The following is a 17507-nucleotide window of genomic DNA, read 5'->3' as shown; positions in this document are numbered from 1 at the left end:
GCGGTACGGCTCCAGGCCGGAGCCGGACCGGTTCTAGGGCCGCCGGAGCGGCGGGAGGAAGGGCAGGTGCGCGCCGGTGCCGTGCGCCGCTGCCAGTGCGAGGAGCACACCGGCGCCGCCGGTGCCCAGGTCCATGGACAGGCGCATCATCTGGTCGCCGGGGAAGGCGAGGTGGCCTTCGTACGGCAGGGCGTACCAGCCGAGTCCTTCGAGCTGCGCGGCGAGGTGTTCGGGCCGCGCCCCGGGGGCGGTGGTCCTGGCCAGGTGGAGCGCCATGCCGGCGCGCCCGTTGAACAGCCCCGGCTGGGCGTAGTAGCGCGAGCGGGCGGCGCGTAGGATGCCGGCCCGCGCGGCCTCGAACTCCTCGTCCTCGCGGTGTGCGAGGAAGTCGTCGAGGACCATGCCGATGCCGACGGACCCGGCCCCGAGGTACGGCATCGTGCGCGTCCCCTCGTCGACGAGCAGGGTGCCGGTGCCGTTGCTGACACAGCGCGCGAGGTCGGCGCGCAGGGCGTCGGCGGCCAGGTCCAGGAGTTGCGGAGCGCCCGTGTCCTCGTACAGCCGCAGGAAGAGCAGCGCGGGGCCGGTGGCGCCGTGCAGCAGTCCGGCGCGCTTGCCGCTGCCGGCGGCGCTCCCCGGCTGCAGCTGGTCGGCGAGGAGTTGCGCGGCTTCCAGGGCACGCTGGCGCAGGAACGATTCCCCGGTGGTCCTGGACAGCTCCGCCAGGACGAGCCCGACGCCGGCGAGGCCGCCGTACAGCCCGGGAACGAGCCGTTGCCACTTCTCGTCCAGCACCCGCTGGGCCAGGTCCAGGGCGCGTTCGCGGTGGCCGAGCCCGTCGAGCACGTGGGCGACACCTGTCAGGCCGTCGTACAGGCCGAGCGGGGTGCCGAGCGGCGGCGGACCGGTCTGCCGCAGAAGCCACTCCTCGCCCTCCTCGTACCGGCCGGCGCCGGCCTGGCCGAGTGCGTGCAGGACACCGGCGACGCCGTGCGCGATGCCGAGGCCGCCGCCGTCCGCGAACTGGGCGATGTCGCCGGGGAAGATCCTGTCGTCGCGGCCGGGTGTGGCGGAGGCCAGGACGCCCGCGGCGATCGCGTCACGGCTGCGCGGCCAGTCGGCGGGCTCCACGGGCACGTACGGCCGGTCGGGTGCGGTGTCCGTCCCGCAGATCACCGCCACCGCGTCGTCGAGGAACTCCTTCGGTACGTCCGGGAACTGGCGCGCGGTGACCTCCGCCAGGTGGTGGGCCTTGTCCCGGTCGACGACGAGCAGGGTGGTCATCGGCAGGAAGAGCGCCAGCCGCAGACAGGCCAGGGCGTACAGATCCACGTCGAAGCCGGTGCGCTCGCGGGGCGCGATGAAGCCGGGGTGCGCGATGGCCTGGCGGTGGTTCTCCTCGACGCGCGCGGCGGCCTCGAAGTCCAGCAGGCGCACGGACTCCTCGTCCGGGCCGACCATGATGTTGAACATGTGCAGGTCGTTGAAGACGACGCCCCGTCTGTGCACGGCGGCGACCGCTTCCTCGACGGCGCTATGGATGCGCAGCGCCCACTGCGTGTAGTCGGCCACGGCGGCCGGGTCCGGCTCCGGTTCGAGCAGCGGATGCCGCTGCGCGAAGAACGAGTTGAGGGTGCGGCCGGGCAGGTGGTCCATCACCAGGAAGCGGTGGTCACCGAGCATGAACCAGTCACGGACCTCGGGGGCGACGCCGAGCCCGGACAGCTGCTCCAGGGCGGTGCGCTCCCGCTCCAGGCGGGTGACGGCGTCGGCCCGGTCGGCGGCGAGTCCGGCATGCGGCCGCGCCTCCTTGAGGACCACCTTCTCCCCGCTGCGCAGGTCCTCGCCGAGGTAGACCCCGCCGCCGTTGGAGAAGTGCAGCGCGCTCTTGATGCGGTACGGCAGGTCGTTGGTGGTGGTGGCGTTGCGGGCCGCGAGGTGCGGCTCCAGGAACGCGGGGAACTCCACCCAGTCCGGTACGTGGAAGGCCGGCTCGCGCAGGTCGGGGACGAGCGTCCCCTCTTGGTTCTCGATCGCCGGGACGAGGGTGCCGGTGGCGTCGACGCAGTAGCGGTGCGCGAAGCCGCCGTAGCGGACGTACAGCGGGCCGTCGCCCCAGCGGAGGTCGGTGAGGATGTACGGTCCCGGCTCGCCGTCGAGCAGCTCGCCCAGCTCCCGGAGGATGACGTGCAGCTCGTTCTCGTCGGCGGGATAGACGGTCACGAACTTGCCGCTGGAGCCGCGTCCGGCGTATTTGGAGTTGCGCAGGTGGAGCGGCTGCGGGCCCGGTACGAACTTGAACGGGACGGCTCGCGGCACGCAGTAGTCCCACACCTTCGCGGCTGTCTTCTCCGCGTTGTCCAGGCAGGCCGAGACGTGGATCTTCCAGCCCTGCAGCGGCCGGCCGGGGAGTGGCGCCCCCGTGTCGTCGACCGGGTTGATGTGCATCCAGTCGCCGGACACGAACCTCCGCCAGCCCGGCGGCAGTTCACGCCTGGCCGTTTCGAAGAGCGCATCCGACGAAGACCGGCCGGACTGTCCGGGCCGGATCGCGGAGAGACGGTCCGGGGTCTCGTAGAACTGTCTGTCGGCGAGGCAGAAGACCTCGTACCGGTTGTCCATGGGCCCCCCTCGGCTGCGGTGACACCGAGATTTCCACGCGGCCGAGGGGGAGGAACAGTCACACCTGTCACGTCATGACAGTGCGGTACTCACAGGTAAAGAACCGTTCGCACTTGTTCGACGCTGAACTTCCGCCGGGCGGCGGCCGGTTCAGTCCTCCGGCGGGAAGACCACCTCCCCGCTTCCCGGCAGCGTGATCGCGATCGCCTCGACCGGGCAGCCCTCCGCCGCGGCCAGCACCTTCTCGTCGGCGTCGAGGTCGGGGTCCGCGGGGTGCGACTGGCGGGCGGTGTCCAGGGTGAAGGAGCCCGGCGCGTGGTTCACGCACATGCCGGAGCCGATGCACACCCCCCGGTCGACCTCGACGTGCCAGCGGTCCCCCATCACGCCTCCCCGAGGCCGTGCCCGGCCGGCAGATGGATCATCTTGTGCTCGAGGTACTCGCCGAACCCCTCGGGCCCGAACTCCCTCCCGAGGCCGGAGTTCTTGTAGCCGCCGAAGGGCCCGAGCATGTCGACGCTGAAGGTGTTCACGGAGTACGTACCGGTCCTGACCTGCCGCGCGATGTCGATCCCGTGCTCGGTGTCGGCGGTCCACACACTGCCGCTGAGCCCGTACTCCGAGTCGTTGGCGATCCGCACCGCGTCGCGCTCGTCGTCGTACGGCAGCAGGCAGATGACCGGGCCGAAGATCTCCTCGCGGGCGATCCGCATCGAGTTGTCGACGCCGCCGAAGAGCGTCGGCTCGACGTACCAGCCCCGCTCCATGCCGGCCGGGCGTCCGCCGCCGGTGAGGATCTTCGCTCCCTCCTCCTGTCCGATCCTGATGTAGTCCAGGGAGCGCCGCTGCTGGCGTGCGGCGACGAGCGGGCCGACCTCGGTGGCCGGGTCGAGCGGGTCGCCGACCTTCAGCGCGCCGGCCGCCGCGGCGAACGCCTCGGCGAACTCGTCGTAGCGCGAGCGCGGGGTGAGGATGCGGGTCTGGGCCACGCACGCCTGCCCGTTGAGCATCCAGGCGAAGGGGACGATCCCCGCGACGGCGCTCTCCAGGTCCGCGTCCGGCAGGATCACGGCCGCCGACTTGCCGCCGAGCTCCAGCGTCACGCGGGTGAGGTTGCGCGAGGCGACCTCCATGACGCGCCTGCCCGCCGCGACCGAGCCGGTGAACGACACCTTGTCGACGTCCGGATGCCCGACGAGGTACTCACTGACCTCGCGGTCGGCCGGGATGATCGACAGGACGCCCTCCGGCAGCCCGGCCTCGGTGGCTATCTCGGCCAGGATGTACGCGTCGAGAGGCGTCTCCGGCGACACCTTGAGCACGGCCGTGCAGCCCGAGAGCAGCGCGGGCGCGAGCTTGGCCGCCGCCGTGAACTGCGGGACGTTCCACGGCACGACGGCCGCGACCACCCCGACCGGCTCCCGGCGTACGAGAAGCGGGCCGAGCACACCGGTCCGCCGCTCCTCGTACGGGAAGTCGCGCGCGACGGCGAGGGTGGCGTCCCACACCATCATCGCGGCCAGCGCCTGCATCATGACGCTCGCGGTGTAGGGCGTCCCGTTCTCGGAGGTGATGCTGCGGGCGATCTCCTCGTGCCGTACGGCGATCGCGTCCTTGATCCGCGTGACGACGGCGATCCGCTCGTCGAGCGTCGTCCGGGGCCAGGGGCCTTCGTCGAACGCCTCGCGTGCCGCCGCCACCGCGCGGTCGACGTCGGCCCGGGACGCGTGCGGCACCCGCCCGATGACCTGCTCGGTGTGCGGCGAGACGACCTCGATGACCTCGGTCCCCAGCGGATCGGTCAGCTCGCCGCCGATGTAAAGCTTCCGGTGCTCCACAAGCTCGGTCATGACTGTGTGCCTCCCACGGCCCGGCAACGCTCCCGAGTTATCTGACGGTTCATCAGAACTGTTACCAGCTGCGGTCGTCGGAGTCCATGACCCGACCCCTTTGCAAAGAAGTCGACCTGGGCGACTATTGGAACGAGTTCTAGTCCTGGACGAGGAATTGGGGACCCATGACGCAGGTGACCGAGCACGGCGGTGGCGTCTGGTCCCTCAAGGTGCCCATCCCGGACAACCCCCTCGGCCACACCCTGGTCCACCTGCTCGACACCGACGACGGCCCGGTCCTGATCGACACGGGCTGGGACGACCCCACGTCCTGGGACGCGCTGGTCACCGGTCTCGCCGCGCTCGGTACGGCGGTCACCGACATCCACGGCGTGGTCATCACCCACCACCACCCCGACCACCACGGCCTGTCCGGCCAGGTGCGCGACGCGTCCGGCGCGTGGATCGCCATGCACGCCGCCGACACCGAGGTCGTACGCCGGACCCGCGGCGCGGAGCCCGGCACCTGGCTCGGCTACATCACCGCCAAACTCACCGCCGCCGGCGCGCCCGACGACCACCTCGCGCCGCTCCGCGCCGCCCGCGGCTCGGGACGCATGCGCACCCTGCCCGGCCTCAGGGCCGCGCTCCCCGACCGCGAGATCGTCCCCGGTGACGTCCTCCCCCTGACCGGCCGCCGCCTGCGCGCGATCTGGACGCCGGGTCACACTCCCGGCCACGTCTGCCTGCACCTGGAGGAGACGCACCCGGCGAACCTCCCCGGCAACGGCCGCCTCTTCTCGGGCGATCACCTGCTCCCCGGCATCACCCCGCACATCGGCCTGTACGAGGACCCCGACGACACCACGGTCACCGATCCCCTGGGCGACTACCTCGACTCCCTCGAACGCGTCGCCCGTCTCGCGCCCGCCGAGGTGCTTCCGGCCCACCAGCACGCGTTCACCGACGCCCCCGCCCGCGTCGGGGTGCTCCTCGCCCACCACGAGGACCGCCTCACCGGCCTCCGCGCCCTCCTCGCCACCCCCCTCACCCCCTGGCAGCTGGCCGAGCGCATGGAGTGGAACCGGCCCTGGGACCAGATCCCGTACGGGTCCAGGAACATCGCGGTCTCGGAGGCCGAGGCACACCTGCGCCGCCTGGTGAAGCTGGGGCACGCGGAGGCGGTCCCGGGCGGCGAACCCGTCACGTACGTCGCTGTGTGAAGGCCCGGCGGTAGTCGCGGGGCGGGATGCCCCGCCGGCGGACGAACTGCTCGCGCAGGACGGCGGCGCCGGCGTAACCCACGCGGCGGGCGATGTCCTCCACGGACAGCTCCGTCGTCTCCAGCAGCTCCTCGGCGATGTTGAGGCGCTGCGTGAGCAGCCACGCGTGCGGGGTGGTGCCGGTCGCGGCGGTGAAGCGGCGGGCGAAGGAGCGGCGGCTCATGAGGGCGCGGCGCGCCAGTTCGTCGACCGGGAGGGGCTGGTCGAGGTGGGCGCGGGCCCAGTCGAGGACCTCGGCGAGACGGTCGTCGGCGCAGCCCTCGGGTACCGGGGCGGCCAGGTACTGGGCCTGGCCGCCCTCGCGGTGCGGCGGCAGGACGAGGTCCCTGGCTACGGTGTTGGCCACCGCGGCGCCGTGTTCGCGGCGCAGCAGGTGCAGGCAGAGGTCGAACCCCGCGGCGGCGCCCGCCCCGGTGACCGTGCGGCCCTCGTCGACGTAGAGGGCGCCGGGGTCGAGGGTGACGCCGGGGTGGAGGGTCGCGAGCAGGGCGGCGAAGCGCCAGTGGGTGGTGGCGCGCAGGCCGTCGAGCAGTCCGGCGGCGGCGAGTGCGAACGTACCGACACAGTGGGCGGCGACCGTGGCGCCGCGCTCGTGGGCGGACCGCAGCGCGTCGAGGACGGGGGGCGGAGGCGGGGTGCGGAAGCCGCTCCACGGCAGGGCGAGGACCAGGTCGGCCTCGGCGAGCCGGTCCAGGCCGTGCTCCACGGTGAGGGAGAGGCCGTGGTCGGTGGGGACCGGGCCCGGACGGTCCGTGCACAGGGTGAAGTCGAAGTCCCTCTCGTCGAAGATCTCGCTGACGACGCCGACGCTGAGCATGCCGACCCCCGGTGGCGCGTAGGCGGCGACGGTACGGAACGGGGTCATGCCCGCAGTCTGGCAGCAGGCAGGCGCGGTTATGGCACGAATCCCGCGATGCCTGGCACATCTGCCACTCGTGCGCACCGCGCATCGACGGAAAGCTGATCCCCATGAGCGACACACCGCGCGGCCGTACGGCCGGCTACACGATCCTGACCACGGGCTACACCACTTCCACCGGCCCCGGCGTCGCCGCCACCGTCTCGTACGTGACCGACGGCGACCTGCGGATCGTCATCGATCCGGGCATGGTCGCGAGCCGCGACCGGATCCTGGGCCCGCTCGCCGCGATGGGCGTGGGCCCCGACGACATCACCGATGTCGTGCTCAGCCACCACCACCCCGACAACATCATCAACGCGGGGCTGTTCGGCAGCGCCAGGATGCACGACCACAAGGCGATCTACCACGGCGACCAGTGGACCGACCGCGACGCGGAGGGGTACGAACTGACCCCGTCCGTAAGGCTGATCAGGACTCCGGGACACAGCCGGGAGGACGTGACGGTGCTCGTCGGCACACCGGACGAGGTGGTCGCGTTCGTGGGAGACCTGTGGTGGCGGCCGAACGGACCGGTCGAAGACCCGGTCTCCCCGGACCTCGCGCAACTGCGGGCCAGCAGGGAACGGGTCCTCGCGATCGCCGACGTCATCGTCCCCGGCCACGGCGGCGCGTTCCCGGCGGACGCGTCCGCGCCGCTGTAGGGGCCGCGCCGGGCGCCGCCGCCGCGCCCGGACCGCCCGGGGGCCGCTTGCTACGGGCCGGTAGAGTGTGCGAGTCGTCATCATGCCGTTCTGGGGGAAGCCGGTGCGAATCCGGCACTGACCCGCAACCGTGAGCCGCCCGCCGAGGGCGGTGAGTCGGAACGCCCGGTCCGGCATGACTACTGGCTCGGCACCGTCGAGGTATACGGAGCCGGAGCCTGGTGCGTGGTTTCCGCGTGCCCGGGCCCGGCTCCTCAGCAGGAGAGGCCCCCGCCCGTCATGACCCTTCGCCGCAGCGCAGCAGCCGTGCTCGCAGCTTCCGCCGTACTCTGCGCCACCGCGGCCACGGCCACGACCGCCGTCGCAGCGCCTTCCCCCACTCCCGTGGTTCCCTCGGGGCTCTACGGCGAGAAGGACCCGACGTACGACGGTGTCTGGCGGCAGTCGCTGGCCCTCCTCGCCCAGGACACGGTGGGCGTCAAGCCCGCCGCGAAGGCCGTGAACTGGCTCGTCGGCCAGCAGTGCGACAGCGGCGGCTTCCCGTCGTTCCGTGCCGACGCCGCCGAGCCGTGCACGTCGAAGACCATGGTGGACAGCAACGCCACCGCCGCGGCCGTGCAGGCGCTGAGCGCGCTCGGCGGGCAGGACGCCGCCGTGAAGAAGGGCGTCAGCTGGCTGAAGGGCGCGCAGAACCAGGACGGCGGCTGGGGTTACAACCCGGGCGGCGCGAGCGACTCCAACTCCACGTCGATCGTGATCGGCGCGCTGGCCGCGGCGGGCGAGAAACCCGGTGAGGTCACGTCGCAGCAGGGCAAGTCGCCGTACGACGCCCTCGTCACCTTCTCCGTCCCCTGCGACGCGAAGTCGGGCGGCGGCGCGTTCGCGTACCAGCCGGACAAGGGCGGCAAGCTCGCGCCCAACGCCGACGCGACGGCGGCGGGTGTACTCGGCGGGCTCGGCCAGGGCCTGGACGCCCAGGGGAAGAAGGACGGCCAGAAGGCCGCCGAGTGCGACAAGTCCGGCAAGCCGACGCCCGAGCGGGCCGCCGCGAACGGCGCCGCGTACCTCGACGGCGTACTCGCGAAGACGGGCCACCTCGACACGCCTCCCATGCCCGGCGCCGAGGACAGCGAGCCGCAGCCCGACTTCGGCAACACGGCCGACGCCGTCGTCGCGCTGGCCGCGCAGGGCGGCGCCGAGCAGGCCGAGAAGCCGCTGGGGTGGCTGAAGAAGAATGCGGCGTCCTGGGCGAAGGGGAACGGCCCCGCCGCATACGCGCAGCTGGTCTTCGCCGCGCACGCGACCGGCACCGACCCGAAGAACTTCGGCGGCACCGACCTGGTGAAGTCGCTCAACGCGACCGGGCCGGCGCCGGAGACCACGGAGACGAAGACCGACGAGGACAAGGGCTCCGAGCAGGGCTTCGGCGACTGGTGGCTCGTCGGCATCCTGTTCGTCGCCAGCGTCGGCGTCGGCATCCTGTTCAGCGGCCGCAAGAAGAAGAACCAGCAGCGGTGACGACGGTACGTACGCGGCCGGCCTCCCTCTCCCTCGTCCTCGTGCTCGGCGCCGCGCTCCTCGCGGTACTGGGCGCGGGGCCCGCGCACGCGGGCACGGGCTACCGCTACTGGTCGTTCTGGGAGAGCGACGGCGGCCGGTGGACGTACGCCACTCAGGGCCCGGCGTCCGCCAGGCCCGCCGACGGCGATGTGATCGGCTTCCGGTTCTCGGTGAGCGAGGACGCGCGGGACTCGGCGCGGCCGCGCCACGCGGCCGGTGCCTTCGGTGACGTCTGCGGCGGGACGCCCGCCAAGGAGGGCGCCAAGCGGATCGCCGTCGTCATCGACCCCGGTACGGCGGCCGACGCCCCGGCCGGCGAGCGTCCACCGGCACTGCGCACGGCGTGTGCGCGCACCGGTGCGGACGCAACCGCCGCGGACGCGCTCGCCCAGGTGGCGAAGCCGCTGCGCTACGACAGCGCGGCGCTGCTCTGCGCGATCTCCGGCTACCCGAAGACGGGCTGCGGGGAGCAGGTGTCCGGCCGCGAGGACACGCCTCGCTCGTCCGTGACAGCGACCGCGACCGTCGGCCGGACCACCGACGACGACGGCAGCGGCCCCTCCGCCGGGCTGCTCGTCGGCCTCGCCGCCGTGTTCGCGCTCGGTGCCGCGGGCGTGTGGCAGGCGCGCCGCCGCCGCGGATGACCTCCATGACCCTGCGCGCGCCGCAAGCCGCCCGTAGCAACGCCCTGCCCGCCGGGGCGTGGTGGCTGTGGGCGCTCGGTCTGGCCGTCGCCGCGTCCAGGACCACCAATCCGCTGCTGCTCGGCATGCTGGTGGGGGTGGCCGGGTTCGTGGTGGCGGCGCGCAGGACGGACGCCCCGTGGGCGCGTTCGTACGGGGCGTTCGTGAAGCTCGGCCTGTTCGTCATCGGCATCCGCCTCGTCTTCTCGGCGTTCCTGGGCTCACCGATCCCGGGCGCCCACATCCTCTTCACGCTGCCCGAAGTGCCCCTGCCCGACTGGGCGCAGGGCGTGCGGATCGGAGGGCGCGTGACGGCGGAGCAGCTCGTCTTCGCCCTGTACGACGGGGCGAAGCTGGCCACGCTCCTCATCTGTGTGGGCGCCGCGAACGCGCTCGCCAATCCGGCCCGGCTGCTCAAGTCGCTGCCGGGCGCGCTGTACGAGGCCGGGGTCGCCGTCGTCGTCGCGATGACGTTCGCGCCGAACATGGTGGCCGACGTGGTGCGGCTGCGCACCGCGCGCCGGCTGCGCGGCCGGCCGACCGGGGGCGTCGGGGCCGTGCTCCAGATCGGGCTTCCCGTCCTGGAGGGGGCGCTGGAGCGGTCGGTGGCTCTGGCCGCGTCGATGGACGCGCGCGGGTACGGCCGCACCGCCGAGGTACCGCCCGCCGTACGGCACACCACGACCGTGCTGACGCTGGGCGGGCTGCTGGGGGTGTGCGCCGGGGCGTACGGGCTGCTGACCGCCGACGGGGCGACGTACGGTCTGCCGGTCATGGCCGCTGGGCTCGTCGCGGCGCTGGCGGGGCTGCGCCTCGGCGGCCGGCGCAGCGTCCGAACCCGCTACCGGCCCGACACGTGGGGCGTACGGGCATGGCTGGTGGCGGGGTCGGGGGTGACGGTCGCGGCGCTGATGATCTGGGCGGCCGCGTACGACCCGGCGGCGCTGCACCCCGGGGTGATCCCCCTGGTCGCTCCCGAGTTGCCGCTGTGGCCGGCGGCGTCCGTACTGATCGGCCTGCTGCCGGCGTTCGTGGCCCCGGTGCCTCCCGCACTTTCCGTACCTCCCGCAGTGAAGGCGACTCCGAAGTGATCCGGTTCGAGAATGTGTCGGTCAGTTACGAGGACGCCGCGTCGCCGGCGATCCGGGGTGTGGACCTCACGGTGCCCGAGGGCGAGTTGGTACTGCTGGTCGGCCCTTCCGGAGTCGGCAAGTCGACCCTGCTGGGCACCGTCTCCGGCCTCGTCCCCCATTTCACGGGCGGCACCCTGCGCGGACGGGTGACGGTCGACGGCCGTGACACCCGGACCCACAAGCCGCGCGAACTCGCCGATCTGGTCGGGACGGTGGGTCAGGACCCGCTCGCCCACTTCGTCACCGACACCGTCGAGGACGAGCTGGCGTACGGCATGGAATCACTCGGCCTTGCGCCGGACGTGATGCGGCGCCGGGTCGAGGAGACGCTGGACCTGCTCGGCCTCGCGGAGCTGCGCGACCGCCCCATCGCCACGCTCTCCGGCGGCCAGCAGCAGCGCGTGGCGATCGGCTCGGTGCTCACCCCGCATCCGAAGGTGCTGGTGCTGGACGAGCCGACGTCGGCGCTGGACCCGGCGGCGGCCGAGGAGGTGCTGGCGGTGTTGCAGCGCCTGGTCCACGACCTGGGTACGACGGTGCTGCTGGCCGAGCACCGCCTGGAGCGGGTGGTGCAGTACGCGGACCAGGTGATCCTGCTGCCGGGCGCGGGCGAGGCACCGCTCGTGGGGGCGCCGGCCGACATCATGGCCGTCTCACCGGTGCACCCGCCGGTGGTGGCGCTGGGCCGCCTCACGGGCTGGGAGCCGCTCCCCCTTTCCGTACGGGACGCCCGCCGGCGCGCCACGGCCCTGCGGGCCCGACTGGCCGACGCGGAGCCGGCGCGCCCCGGGCCGCCCGCCGCCGACCGGGATCAGGCCCGTCCGGCGACTGACGATGCGCCGGATGCGCCCGCCGGACACCCGGGGGCCCGGGGGCCTGTCCCTCGTTCCGGCACGGGCCGGGCAGGGGAGAAGCTCGCCCGCCTGCTGCGGCGCCGCACCGACCCGTCCCCCGCCGCAGAAGCCGCGAGCACCCCCACCACCACCGTCGCCTCCGTCACCGGCCTCGGTGTCCGCCGCGCCCGCATCGAGGCCCTGCGCCGGGTCACGCTCACCGTGTCCCGGGGCGAGACCGTCGCCCTGATGGGCCGAAACGGCGCCGGCAAGTCCACCCTCCTGTCCGCCCTCGTCGGCATGGTCGAGCCCACCTCCGGCACCGTCACCGTCGGCGGCCGCACCCCCCACCGCACCCGCCCCCGCGACATGGTCCGGGAGGTCGGCCTGGTTCCCCAGGAGCCGCGCGATCTGCTGTACGCCGACACCGTCGCCGCCGAGTGCGCGGCGGCCGACAGCGACGCGGGCGCCGCACCGGGCGCCTGCCGGGCCCTTGTCGCCGAGCTGCTCCCCGGCATCCACGACGACACACATCCGCGCGACCTGTCCGAGGGCCAGCGCCTCGCCCTCGCGCTCGCCATCGTGCTCACCGGGCGGCCCCCGCTGCTCCTCCTCGACGAGCCGACCCGCGGCCTGGACTACGCGGCGAAGTCCCGCCTGGTGGGCCTGCTGCGCGAGCTGGCCGCCCAAGGGCACGCGATCGTCCTGGCGACGCACGACGTGGAGCTCGCGGCGGAACTCGCGCACCGCGTCGTGATCCTCGCCGACGGCGAGGTGGTCGCGGACGGCCCGACGGCCGAGGTCGTCGTCTCCTCCCCCGCCTTCGCCCCGCAGGTGGCGAAGATCCTCACCCCGCAGAAGTGGCTGACCGTTCCACAGGTGCGCGACGCGCTGGGCGGGGCGACGCCATGAGCGCGACGAAGCCGCCCCGCCCCGTACGCCTCGGCCCCCGCTCCGTGGCAGCGCTCCTCCTCATCAGCGCGATCGGGGTGATCGCCTTCGGCTGGCCGCTGCTCGCCGACCCCGCCTCGGGGCTGGCGCGGGACCACTCCCAGGACGCCCCATGGCTCCTCGCCGCCCTTCTCCCCCTCCTCGTGGCTGTCGTCGTGGCGACCATCGCCGACTCCGGGCTCGACGCGAAGGCCGTCGCGATGCTCGGCGTACTGGCCGCCGTCGGAGCGGCACTGCGCCCGCTCGGAGCGGGGACGGCCGGCCTGGAACCGATGTTCTTCCTGATGGTGCTGAGCGGCCGCGTCCTCGGCCCCGGCTTCGGCTTCGTACTGGGCTCGGTGACGATGTTCGCGTCCGCGCTGCTCACGGGTGGCGTCGGGCCGTGGATGCCGTTCCAGATGCTGTCCCTGGGCTGGTTCACGATGGGCGCGGGCCTGCTGCCGGGCGCGGAGCGCCTGCGCGGCCGGGCGGAGCTGGCGATGCTGGCGGCGTACGGCTGCCTCGCCGCCTTCTTCTACGGCACCGTCATGAACCTGCAGGGCTGGCCGTACATCGGCGGCGCCGACCTGTCGAGCAGCATCTCCTTCCAGCCCGGCGACCCGGTGCACGAGAACCTGGTTCGCTTCCTCGTGTACTGCCTCACCACCTCCCTCGGCTGGGATCTGGGCCGGGCCGCGCTCACCGTCGTACTGACCCTCACCATCGGCGCCACCCTCCTCAAGGCGCTGCGCCGGGCCACACGCCGTGCGGCCTTCGAGGCCCAGGTCACATTCGAAAGCCCGCAGCGCTGACCCGGCGGTGAGAGGGCCCACAGGACCTTGGCCCTCCACCAACCAGGGCAGTAGGCCCACGAACCCACCGTCGGCCCCTCCAAAGGGCTCCGGGAGCCACCCCCGTACGCACGGACCTACAGCCGCTGGATGATCGTCCCGGTGGCCAGTGCGCCGCCCGCGCACATCGTGATGAGCGCGAACTCCTTGTCCCGCCGCTCCAGTTCGTGCAGAGCCGTGGCGATCAGCCGGGCCCCGGTCGCTCCGACCGGATGGCCCAGCGCGATCGCCCCGCCGTTCACGTTCACCTTCTCCAGGTCCTGCTCGAAGACCTGCGCCCAGCTCAGCACCACCGATGCGAAGGCCTCGTTGATCTCGACGACGTCGATGTCCTTCAGCGACATGCCCGCCTTGCCGAGCACCGCCCGCGTCGCGTCGATCGGTCCGTCGAGATGGAAGTGCGGGTCCGAACCGACCAGCGCCTGGGCCACGATCCGCGCGCGCGGCCTGAGCTTGAGGGCGCGCGCCATCCGCTTCGACGCCCACATGATCGCGCTCGCGCCGTCGGATATCTGCGACGAGTTCCCGGCCGTGTGCACGGCCGTCGGCATGACGGGCTTGAGCCGTGCCAGCGCCTCCATCGACGTGTCCCGCAGTCCCTCGTCTCGGTCGACGAGCCGCCACATGCCCTGCCCCGCGACCTGTTCCTCCTCGGTCGTCGGCACCTGCACAGCGAAGGTCTCCCGTTTGAAACGCTCCTCGGCCCAGGCCGTCGCCGCCCGCTCCTGCGACAACAGGCCCAGCGAGTCGACGCGTTCGCGCGTGAGCCCGCGCTTGCGGGCGATCCGCTCGGCCGCCTCGAACTGGTTCGGCAGGTCCACGTTCCACTCGTCGGGCCACGGCTTCCCCGGCCCGTGCTTGGACCCCGACCCCAGCGGCACCCGCGACATGGCCTCGACTCCGCAGCTGATGCCGACATCGATGACCCCGGCGGCGATCATGTTGGCGACCATGTGACTGGCCTGCTGCGAGGAGCCGCACTGACAGTCCACCGTGGTCGCGGCCGTCTCGTACGGCAGACCGACCGCCAGCCAGGCATTGCGGGCCGGATTCATGGACTGCTCGCCGGCGTGGGTGACCGTACCGCCGACGATCTGTTCGACGCAGTCGGCGTGGATGGCCGTACGGCCGAGGAGTTCGCGGTACGTCTCGCCCAGCAGATAGGCGGGGTGGAGGTTGGCGAGCGCGCCTCCGCGCTTGCCGATGGGGGTGCGTACAGCTTCGACGATGACGGGTTCCGCGGCCATGAGCTCGTCCTCTCCTTACCCGCAGGACGTCCCGGCGGCCCACGGCAGGCTCCGAACTAGTACGCGTTCTAGTTCTCTATGCAGTCTTATGAGTGCCGCCCCGGCAGCGCAAGGGTCTTGCACGCCTGTGCACGTACTCCACACGCAACAGATGGCGCCGCGACCCTTGCCACTTGTAGAACTCGTTACTACATTCCCGGCAACTTCTGATGGGTCGTCAGACATTGGAGCTGCCGATGCACTGCCCCGCGATGCCCGAAGGGTTCGACTTCACCGACCCCGACCTGCTCCAAGCCCGCGTGCCGCATCCGGAGTTCGCGCAGATGCGGCGGACCGCGCCCGTGTGGTGGTGCGCGCAGCCGCCCGGCATCTCGGGCTTCGACGACGCGGGCTACTGGGCCGTCACCCGGCACGCCGACGTCAAGTACGTCTCCACCCACCCGGAGCTCTTCTCGTCGAACACGAACACCGCCGTCATCCGCTTCAACGAGACCATCAGCCGGGACCAGATCGAGGTCCAGAAGCTCATCATGCTCAACATGGACCCGCCGGAGCACACCCGTGTCCGCCAGATCGTCCAGCGCGGCTTCACCCCGCGCGCGATCCGCTCCCTGGAGGACGCCCTGCGCCACCGCGCCCGCTCGATCGTCGAGACGGCGATCGCCGAGGCGGCCGACGACAAGTCCTTCGACTTCGTCACCAACATCGCCGTCGAACTCCCCCTCCAGGCCATCGCCGAGCTCATCGGCGTACCGCAGGAGGACCGCGTCAAGATCTTCGACTGGTCCAACAAGATGGCGGCGTACGACGATCCCGAGTACGCCATCACCGAGGAGGTCGGCACCGAGGCCGCCATGGAGATCGTCTCGTACTCCATGAACCTCGCCGCCGCCCGCAAGGAGTGCCCGGCCAAGGACATCGTGTCGCAGCTCGTGGCGGCGGAGGGCGAAGGAAACCTGGGCTCCGACGAGTTCGGCTTCTTCGTCATCCTGCTGGCGGTGGCCGGAAACGAGACGACGCGCAACGCGATCAGCCACGGCATGCACGCCTTCCTGACCCATCCCGAGCAGTGGGAGCTCTACAAGAGGGACCGCCCCGAGACGGCGGCGGAGGAGATCGTGCGCTGGGCAACGCCCGTGGTCGCGTTCCAGCGGACCGCGACGCAGGACCTCGAACTGGGCGGGCAGCAGATCAAGAAGGGCGACCGCGTCGGCATCTTCTACTCGTCTGCCAACAACGACCCCGACGTCTTCGCCGAGCCCGAGGCCTTCGACATCACCCGCGACCCGAACCCGCACCTCGGATTCGGTGGCGGCGGCCCGCACTTCTGCCTCGGCAAATCACTCGCCGTACTGGAGATCAACCTCATCTTCAACGCGATCGCCGACGCCCTGCCGGACCTCAAACTCGCCGGCGACCCGCGCCGCCTGCGCTCGGCGTGGCTGAACGGCATCAAAGAACTCCAGGTCACCCGCACCTGACCGGGAGGGCGCCGGACAGACCCCGGACATGGGAGGTGGGGGCCAACTCCCCCCACCGCCCCGCCCCCACCTCTCACCGGGTCTGCCGCCCCTGCGGTCTCTTGGCCGCGTTACGGAGCCGAATCGGCGTCGTAGTCCTGGCGCGCCCGGTCCACCTTGTCGAGGTTGGCGCCGGCCCATTCGGCGAGGTGCGCGAACAGCGGGGCGAGGCTGCCGCCGAGCGCGCTGATCTCGTACTCCACCCGGGGCGGGACCTCCGGGTGGTACGTGCGCACGATCATGCCGTCGCGTTCGAGCTGCCGCAGGCGCTGGGTCAGCACCTTCGGCGTGATCCTGGTGATGCGCCGCTCCAGCTCGACGAAGCGCTGCCGGCCGTGTGTGTGGAGCGTCCACAGGATCGGTGTGGTCCACCGGCTGAACACGATGTCCACGACCGGAGCGATGGGACAGGCCTGTTCGGGGTCCACCGGCGGCGCGAGCGCCGCCCCGGTTGCCGCATTGCCGGCCATGCGCTTCCTCCACCGGTAGTCACTTTCCTCTAGGTACCTACTATACCGACGCTGTTAGCGTCGGCATGGACAACACAGCGCAGCGACAGGGGAGTTGTTCATGATCGTGGCAACGGGAGCGACCGGAAACGTCGGCCGACCGCTCGTACAGGCACTCGCGGCAGCCGGTGCGCGGGTGACGGCGGTGTCCCGGGGAATCACGGGCGCGGACGTACCGGAGGGCGTCAGGCACCACCAGGCGGACCTCGCGGCCCCCGAGAGCCTTCGGCCCGTACTGGACGGCGCCGAGGCGCTGTTCCTGCACGACACCGGCGCAGGGGCGCATTTGCTCAGACCGCAGCACATCCTCGACGTCGCGCAGGCGGGCGGGGTGACACGCGTCGTACTGCTGTCGTCCCAGGGAGTCGCGACCCGTCCGCAGTCCGCCTCGCACGGGGGTACGGGGCGGTCCACGGAGGACGCCGTCCGGCAGTCGGGCATGGACTGGACGATCCTGCGGCCCGGCGGCTTCGACTCCAACGCGTACGCCTGGGTCGAGTCGGTACGCCTCCGGCGGACCATCGCCGCACCGTTCGCCGACGTCGGCCTGCCGACCGTAGACCCGGCCGACATCGCCGAGGTCGCGGCGGAGGCCCTGCGCGGGGACGGTCACGCCGGCCGGATCTACGAACTGACCGGGCCCGCCCTGACCACGCCCCGGCAACGTGCCGAGGCGATCGGTGCCGCGCTCGGCGAACCGGTCCGGTTCACCGAACAGACGCGGGAGGAGGCGCGGGCGCAGATGCTGGAGTTCATGCCGGCGCCGGTGGTCGGGACGACCCTGGAAATCCTGGGCGACCCCAAGCCCGCCGAGCAGCGGATCAGCCCCGACATCGAGAAGGTCCTCGGCCGCGCGCCCCGCAGCTTCGCCGACTGGGCCGCCCGCCACGTCGCGGCCTTCCGGTAAGGGGCGCAACCACGCGGGCCCCGGAGGTTCCGCC

At 72.3% G+C, this 17507-nt stretch carries 15 protein-coding genes and 1 riboswitch; of the genes, 9 read left to right on the top strand and 6 right to left on the bottom strand.

Going from position 1 to position 17507, the window contains the following annotated elements; translation table 11 throughout:
• Window positions 1–33: 33 nt before the first annotated feature.
• The 3 genes from lanKC to ACWIHY_RS22535 all read right to left on the bottom strand — a co-directional run bounded on the left by lanKC (window position 34) and on the right by ACWIHY_RS22535 (window position 4472).
• On the bottom strand, window positions 34–2622 hold the full coding sequence (gene lanKC, locus ACWIHY_RS22545; RefSeq protein WP_454377456.1) for a class III lanthionine synthetase LanKC: 2589 nt from the start codon (window positions 2620–2622) through the stop codon (window positions 34–36).
• Window positions 2623–2772: 150 nt separating this feature from the next.
• The gene (locus ACWIHY_RS22540) at window positions 2773–3006 is read right to left on the bottom strand and encodes a ferredoxin (RefSeq protein WP_454377455.1); all 234 of its coding nucleotides are present in this window, start codon (window positions 3004–3006) and stop codon (window positions 2773–2775) included.
• Window positions 3006–4472, bottom strand: a complete 1467-nt coding sequence (locus ACWIHY_RS22535; protein WP_454377454.1) for an aldehyde dehydrogenase — start codon at window positions 4470–4472, stop codon at window positions 3006–3008. Before ACWIHY_RS22535 ends, ACWIHY_RS22540 begins: the two co-directional genes overlap by 1 nt.
• 167 nt (window positions 4473–4639) lie before the next feature.
• Here ACWIHY_RS22535 and ACWIHY_RS22530 point away from each other — a divergent pair, with 167 nt between their 5' ends.
• On the top strand, window positions 4640–5677 hold the full coding sequence (locus ACWIHY_RS22530; RefSeq protein ID WP_454377453.1) for an MBL fold metallo-hydrolase: 1038 nt from the start codon (window positions 4640–4642) through the stop codon (window positions 5675–5677).
• Here ACWIHY_RS22530 and ACWIHY_RS22525 read toward each other — a convergent pair.
• Window positions 5658–6602: a GlxA family transcriptional regulator gene (locus ACWIHY_RS22525; RefSeq protein WP_454377452.1), complete on the bottom strand. Its 945-nt coding sequence runs from the start codon at window positions 6600–6602 to the stop codon at window positions 5658–5660. The genes ACWIHY_RS22530 and ACWIHY_RS22525 overlap by 20 nt on opposite strands.
• A 104-nt stretch (window positions 6603–6706) precedes the next feature.
• On the opposite strand from ACWIHY_RS22525, the gene ACWIHY_RS22520 reads away from it, so the two are divergent.
• The 6 genes from ACWIHY_RS22520 to ACWIHY_RS22495 all read left to right on the top strand — a co-directional run bounded on the left by ACWIHY_RS22520 (window position 6707) and on the right by ACWIHY_RS22495 (window position 13251).
• The gene (locus ACWIHY_RS22520; protein ID WP_454377451.1) at window positions 6707–7300 is read left to right on the top strand and encodes an MBL fold metallo-hydrolase; all 594 of its coding nucleotides are present in this window, start codon (window positions 6707–6709) and stop codon (window positions 7298–7300) included.
• 68 nt (window positions 7301–7368) lie between these two features.
• Window positions 7369–7522: riboswitch (adenosylcobalamin (AdoCbl) riboswitch) on the top strand.
• 57 nt (window positions 7523–7579) lie between these two features.
• Window positions 7580–8818, top strand: a complete 1239-nt coding sequence (locus ACWIHY_RS22515) for a prenyltransferase/squalene oxidase repeat-containing protein (RefSeq protein ID WP_454377450.1) — start codon at window positions 7580–7582, stop codon at window positions 8816–8818.
• The gene (locus ACWIHY_RS22510) at window positions 8815–9504 is read left to right on the top strand and encodes an SCO2322 family protein (protein WP_454377449.1); all 690 of its coding nucleotides are present in this window, start codon (window positions 8815–8817) and stop codon (window positions 9502–9504) included. The genes ACWIHY_RS22515 and ACWIHY_RS22510 overlap by 4 nt, the downstream gene beginning before the upstream one ends.
• Window positions 9501–10634 carry an energy-coupling factor transporter transmembrane component T gene (locus ACWIHY_RS22505; protein ID WP_454377448.1) on the top strand — a complete coding sequence of 378 codons (1134 nt, stop codon included), beginning with the start codon at window positions 9501–9503 and terminating at the stop codon, window positions 10632–10634. The genes ACWIHY_RS22510 and ACWIHY_RS22505 overlap by 4 nt, the downstream gene beginning before the upstream one ends.
• Window positions 10631–12421: an ABC transporter ATP-binding protein gene (locus tag ACWIHY_RS22500; RefSeq protein ID WP_454377447.1), complete on the top strand. Its 1791-nt coding sequence runs from the start codon at window positions 10631–10633 to the stop codon at window positions 12419–12421. The genes ACWIHY_RS22505 and ACWIHY_RS22500 overlap by 4 nt, the downstream gene beginning before the upstream one ends.
• Entirely contained in the window at window positions 12418–13251 is an 834-nt protein-coding gene (locus ACWIHY_RS22495; protein WP_454377446.1) for an ECF transporter S component, read from the top strand. The genes ACWIHY_RS22500 and ACWIHY_RS22495 overlap by 4 nt, the downstream gene beginning before the upstream one ends.
• A gap of 116 nt (window positions 13252–13367) precedes the next feature.
• Here ACWIHY_RS22495 and ACWIHY_RS22490 read toward each other — a convergent pair whose 3' ends face one another.
• Window positions 13368–14537, bottom strand: a complete 1170-nt coding sequence (locus ACWIHY_RS22490) for a steroid 3-ketoacyl-CoA thiolase (protein ID WP_454377445.1) — start codon at window positions 14535–14537, stop codon at window positions 13368–13370.
• A gap of 236 nt (window positions 14538–14773) precedes the next feature.
• Here ACWIHY_RS22490 and ACWIHY_RS22485 point away from each other — a divergent pair, with 236 nt between their 5' ends.
• On the top strand, window positions 14774–16018 hold the full coding sequence (locus tag ACWIHY_RS22485) for a cytochrome P450 (RefSeq protein ID WP_454377444.1): 1245 nt from the start codon (window positions 14774–14776) through the stop codon (window positions 16016–16018).
• A gap of 110 nt (window positions 16019–16128) precedes the next feature.
• On the opposite strand, the gene ACWIHY_RS22480 is transcribed toward ACWIHY_RS22485, so the two are convergent.
• Window positions 16129–16527, bottom strand: a complete 399-nt coding sequence (locus tag ACWIHY_RS22480) for a winged helix-turn-helix transcriptional regulator (protein ID WP_454377443.1) — start codon at window positions 16525–16527, stop codon at window positions 16129–16131.
• 100 nt (window positions 16528–16627) lie between these two features.
• Between ACWIHY_RS22480 and ACWIHY_RS22475 the strand changes: the two genes are divergently transcribed.
• On the top strand, window positions 16628–17473 hold the full coding sequence (locus ACWIHY_RS22475) for an NAD(P)H-binding protein (protein WP_454377442.1): 846 nt from the start codon (window positions 16628–16630) through the stop codon (window positions 17471–17473).
• The last annotated feature ends 34 nt before the right edge of the window (window positions 17474–17507 follow it).

The organism is Streptomyces sp. NPDC055287 (genome assembly GCF_053646035.1).
The sequence above is the reverse complement of the archived record's forward strand: the minus strand, read 5'-3'. Positions and strand labels throughout refer to the sequence as shown.

What these genes read in the sequence shown, in the direction of transcription:
- lanKC (WP_454377456.1), bottom strand. Translation starts at nt 2,622, where the DNA reads ATGGACAACCGGTACGAGGTCTTCTGCCTCGCCGACAGACAGTTCTAC.
- ACWIHY_RS22540 (WP_454377455.1), bottom strand. Translation starts at nt 3,006, where the DNA reads ATGGGGGACCGCTGGCACGTCGAGGTCGACCGGGGGGTGTGCATCGGC.
- ACWIHY_RS22535 (WP_454377454.1), bottom strand. Translation starts at nt 4,472, where the DNA reads ATGACCGAGCTTGTGGAGCACCGGAAGCTTTACATCGGCGGCGAGCTG.
- ACWIHY_RS22530 (WP_454377453.1), top strand. Translation starts at nt 4,640, where the DNA reads ATGACGCAGGTGACCGAGCACGGCGGTGGCGTCTGGTCCCTCAAGGTG.
- ACWIHY_RS22525 (WP_454377452.1), bottom strand. Translation starts at nt 6,602, where the DNA reads ATGACCCCGTTCCGTACCGTCGCCGCCTACGCGCCACCGGGGGTCGGC.
- ACWIHY_RS22520 (WP_454377451.1), top strand. Translation starts at nt 6,707, where the DNA reads ATGAGCGACACACCGCGCGGCCGTACGGCCGGCTACACGATCCTGACC.
- ACWIHY_RS22515 (WP_454377450.1), top strand. Translation starts at nt 7,580, where the DNA reads ATGACCCTTCGCCGCAGCGCAGCAGCCGTGCTCGCAGCTTCCGCCGTA.
- ACWIHY_RS22505 (WP_454377448.1), top strand. Translation starts at nt 9,501, where the DNA reads ATGACCTCCATGACCCTGCGCGCGCCGCAAGCCGCCCGTAGCAACGCC.
- ACWIHY_RS22495 (WP_454377446.1), top strand. Translation starts at nt 12,418, where the DNA reads ATGAGCGCGACGAAGCCGCCCCGCCCCGTACGCCTCGGCCCCCGCTCC.
- ACWIHY_RS22490 (WP_454377445.1), bottom strand. Translation starts at nt 14,537, where the DNA reads ATGGCCGCGGAACCCGTCATCGTCGAAGCTGTACGCACCCCCATCGGC.
- ACWIHY_RS22485 (WP_454377444.1), top strand. Translation starts at nt 14,774, where the DNA reads ATGCACTGCCCCGCGATGCCCGAAGGGTTCGACTTCACCGACCCCGAC.
- ACWIHY_RS22480 (WP_454377443.1), bottom strand. Translation starts at nt 16,527, where the DNA reads ATGGCCGGCAATGCGGCAACCGGGGCGGCGCTCGCGCCGCCGGTGGAC.
- ACWIHY_RS22475 (WP_454377442.1), top strand. Translation starts at nt 16,628, where the DNA reads ATGATCGTGGCAACGGGAGCGACCGGAAACGTCGGCCGACCGCTCGTA.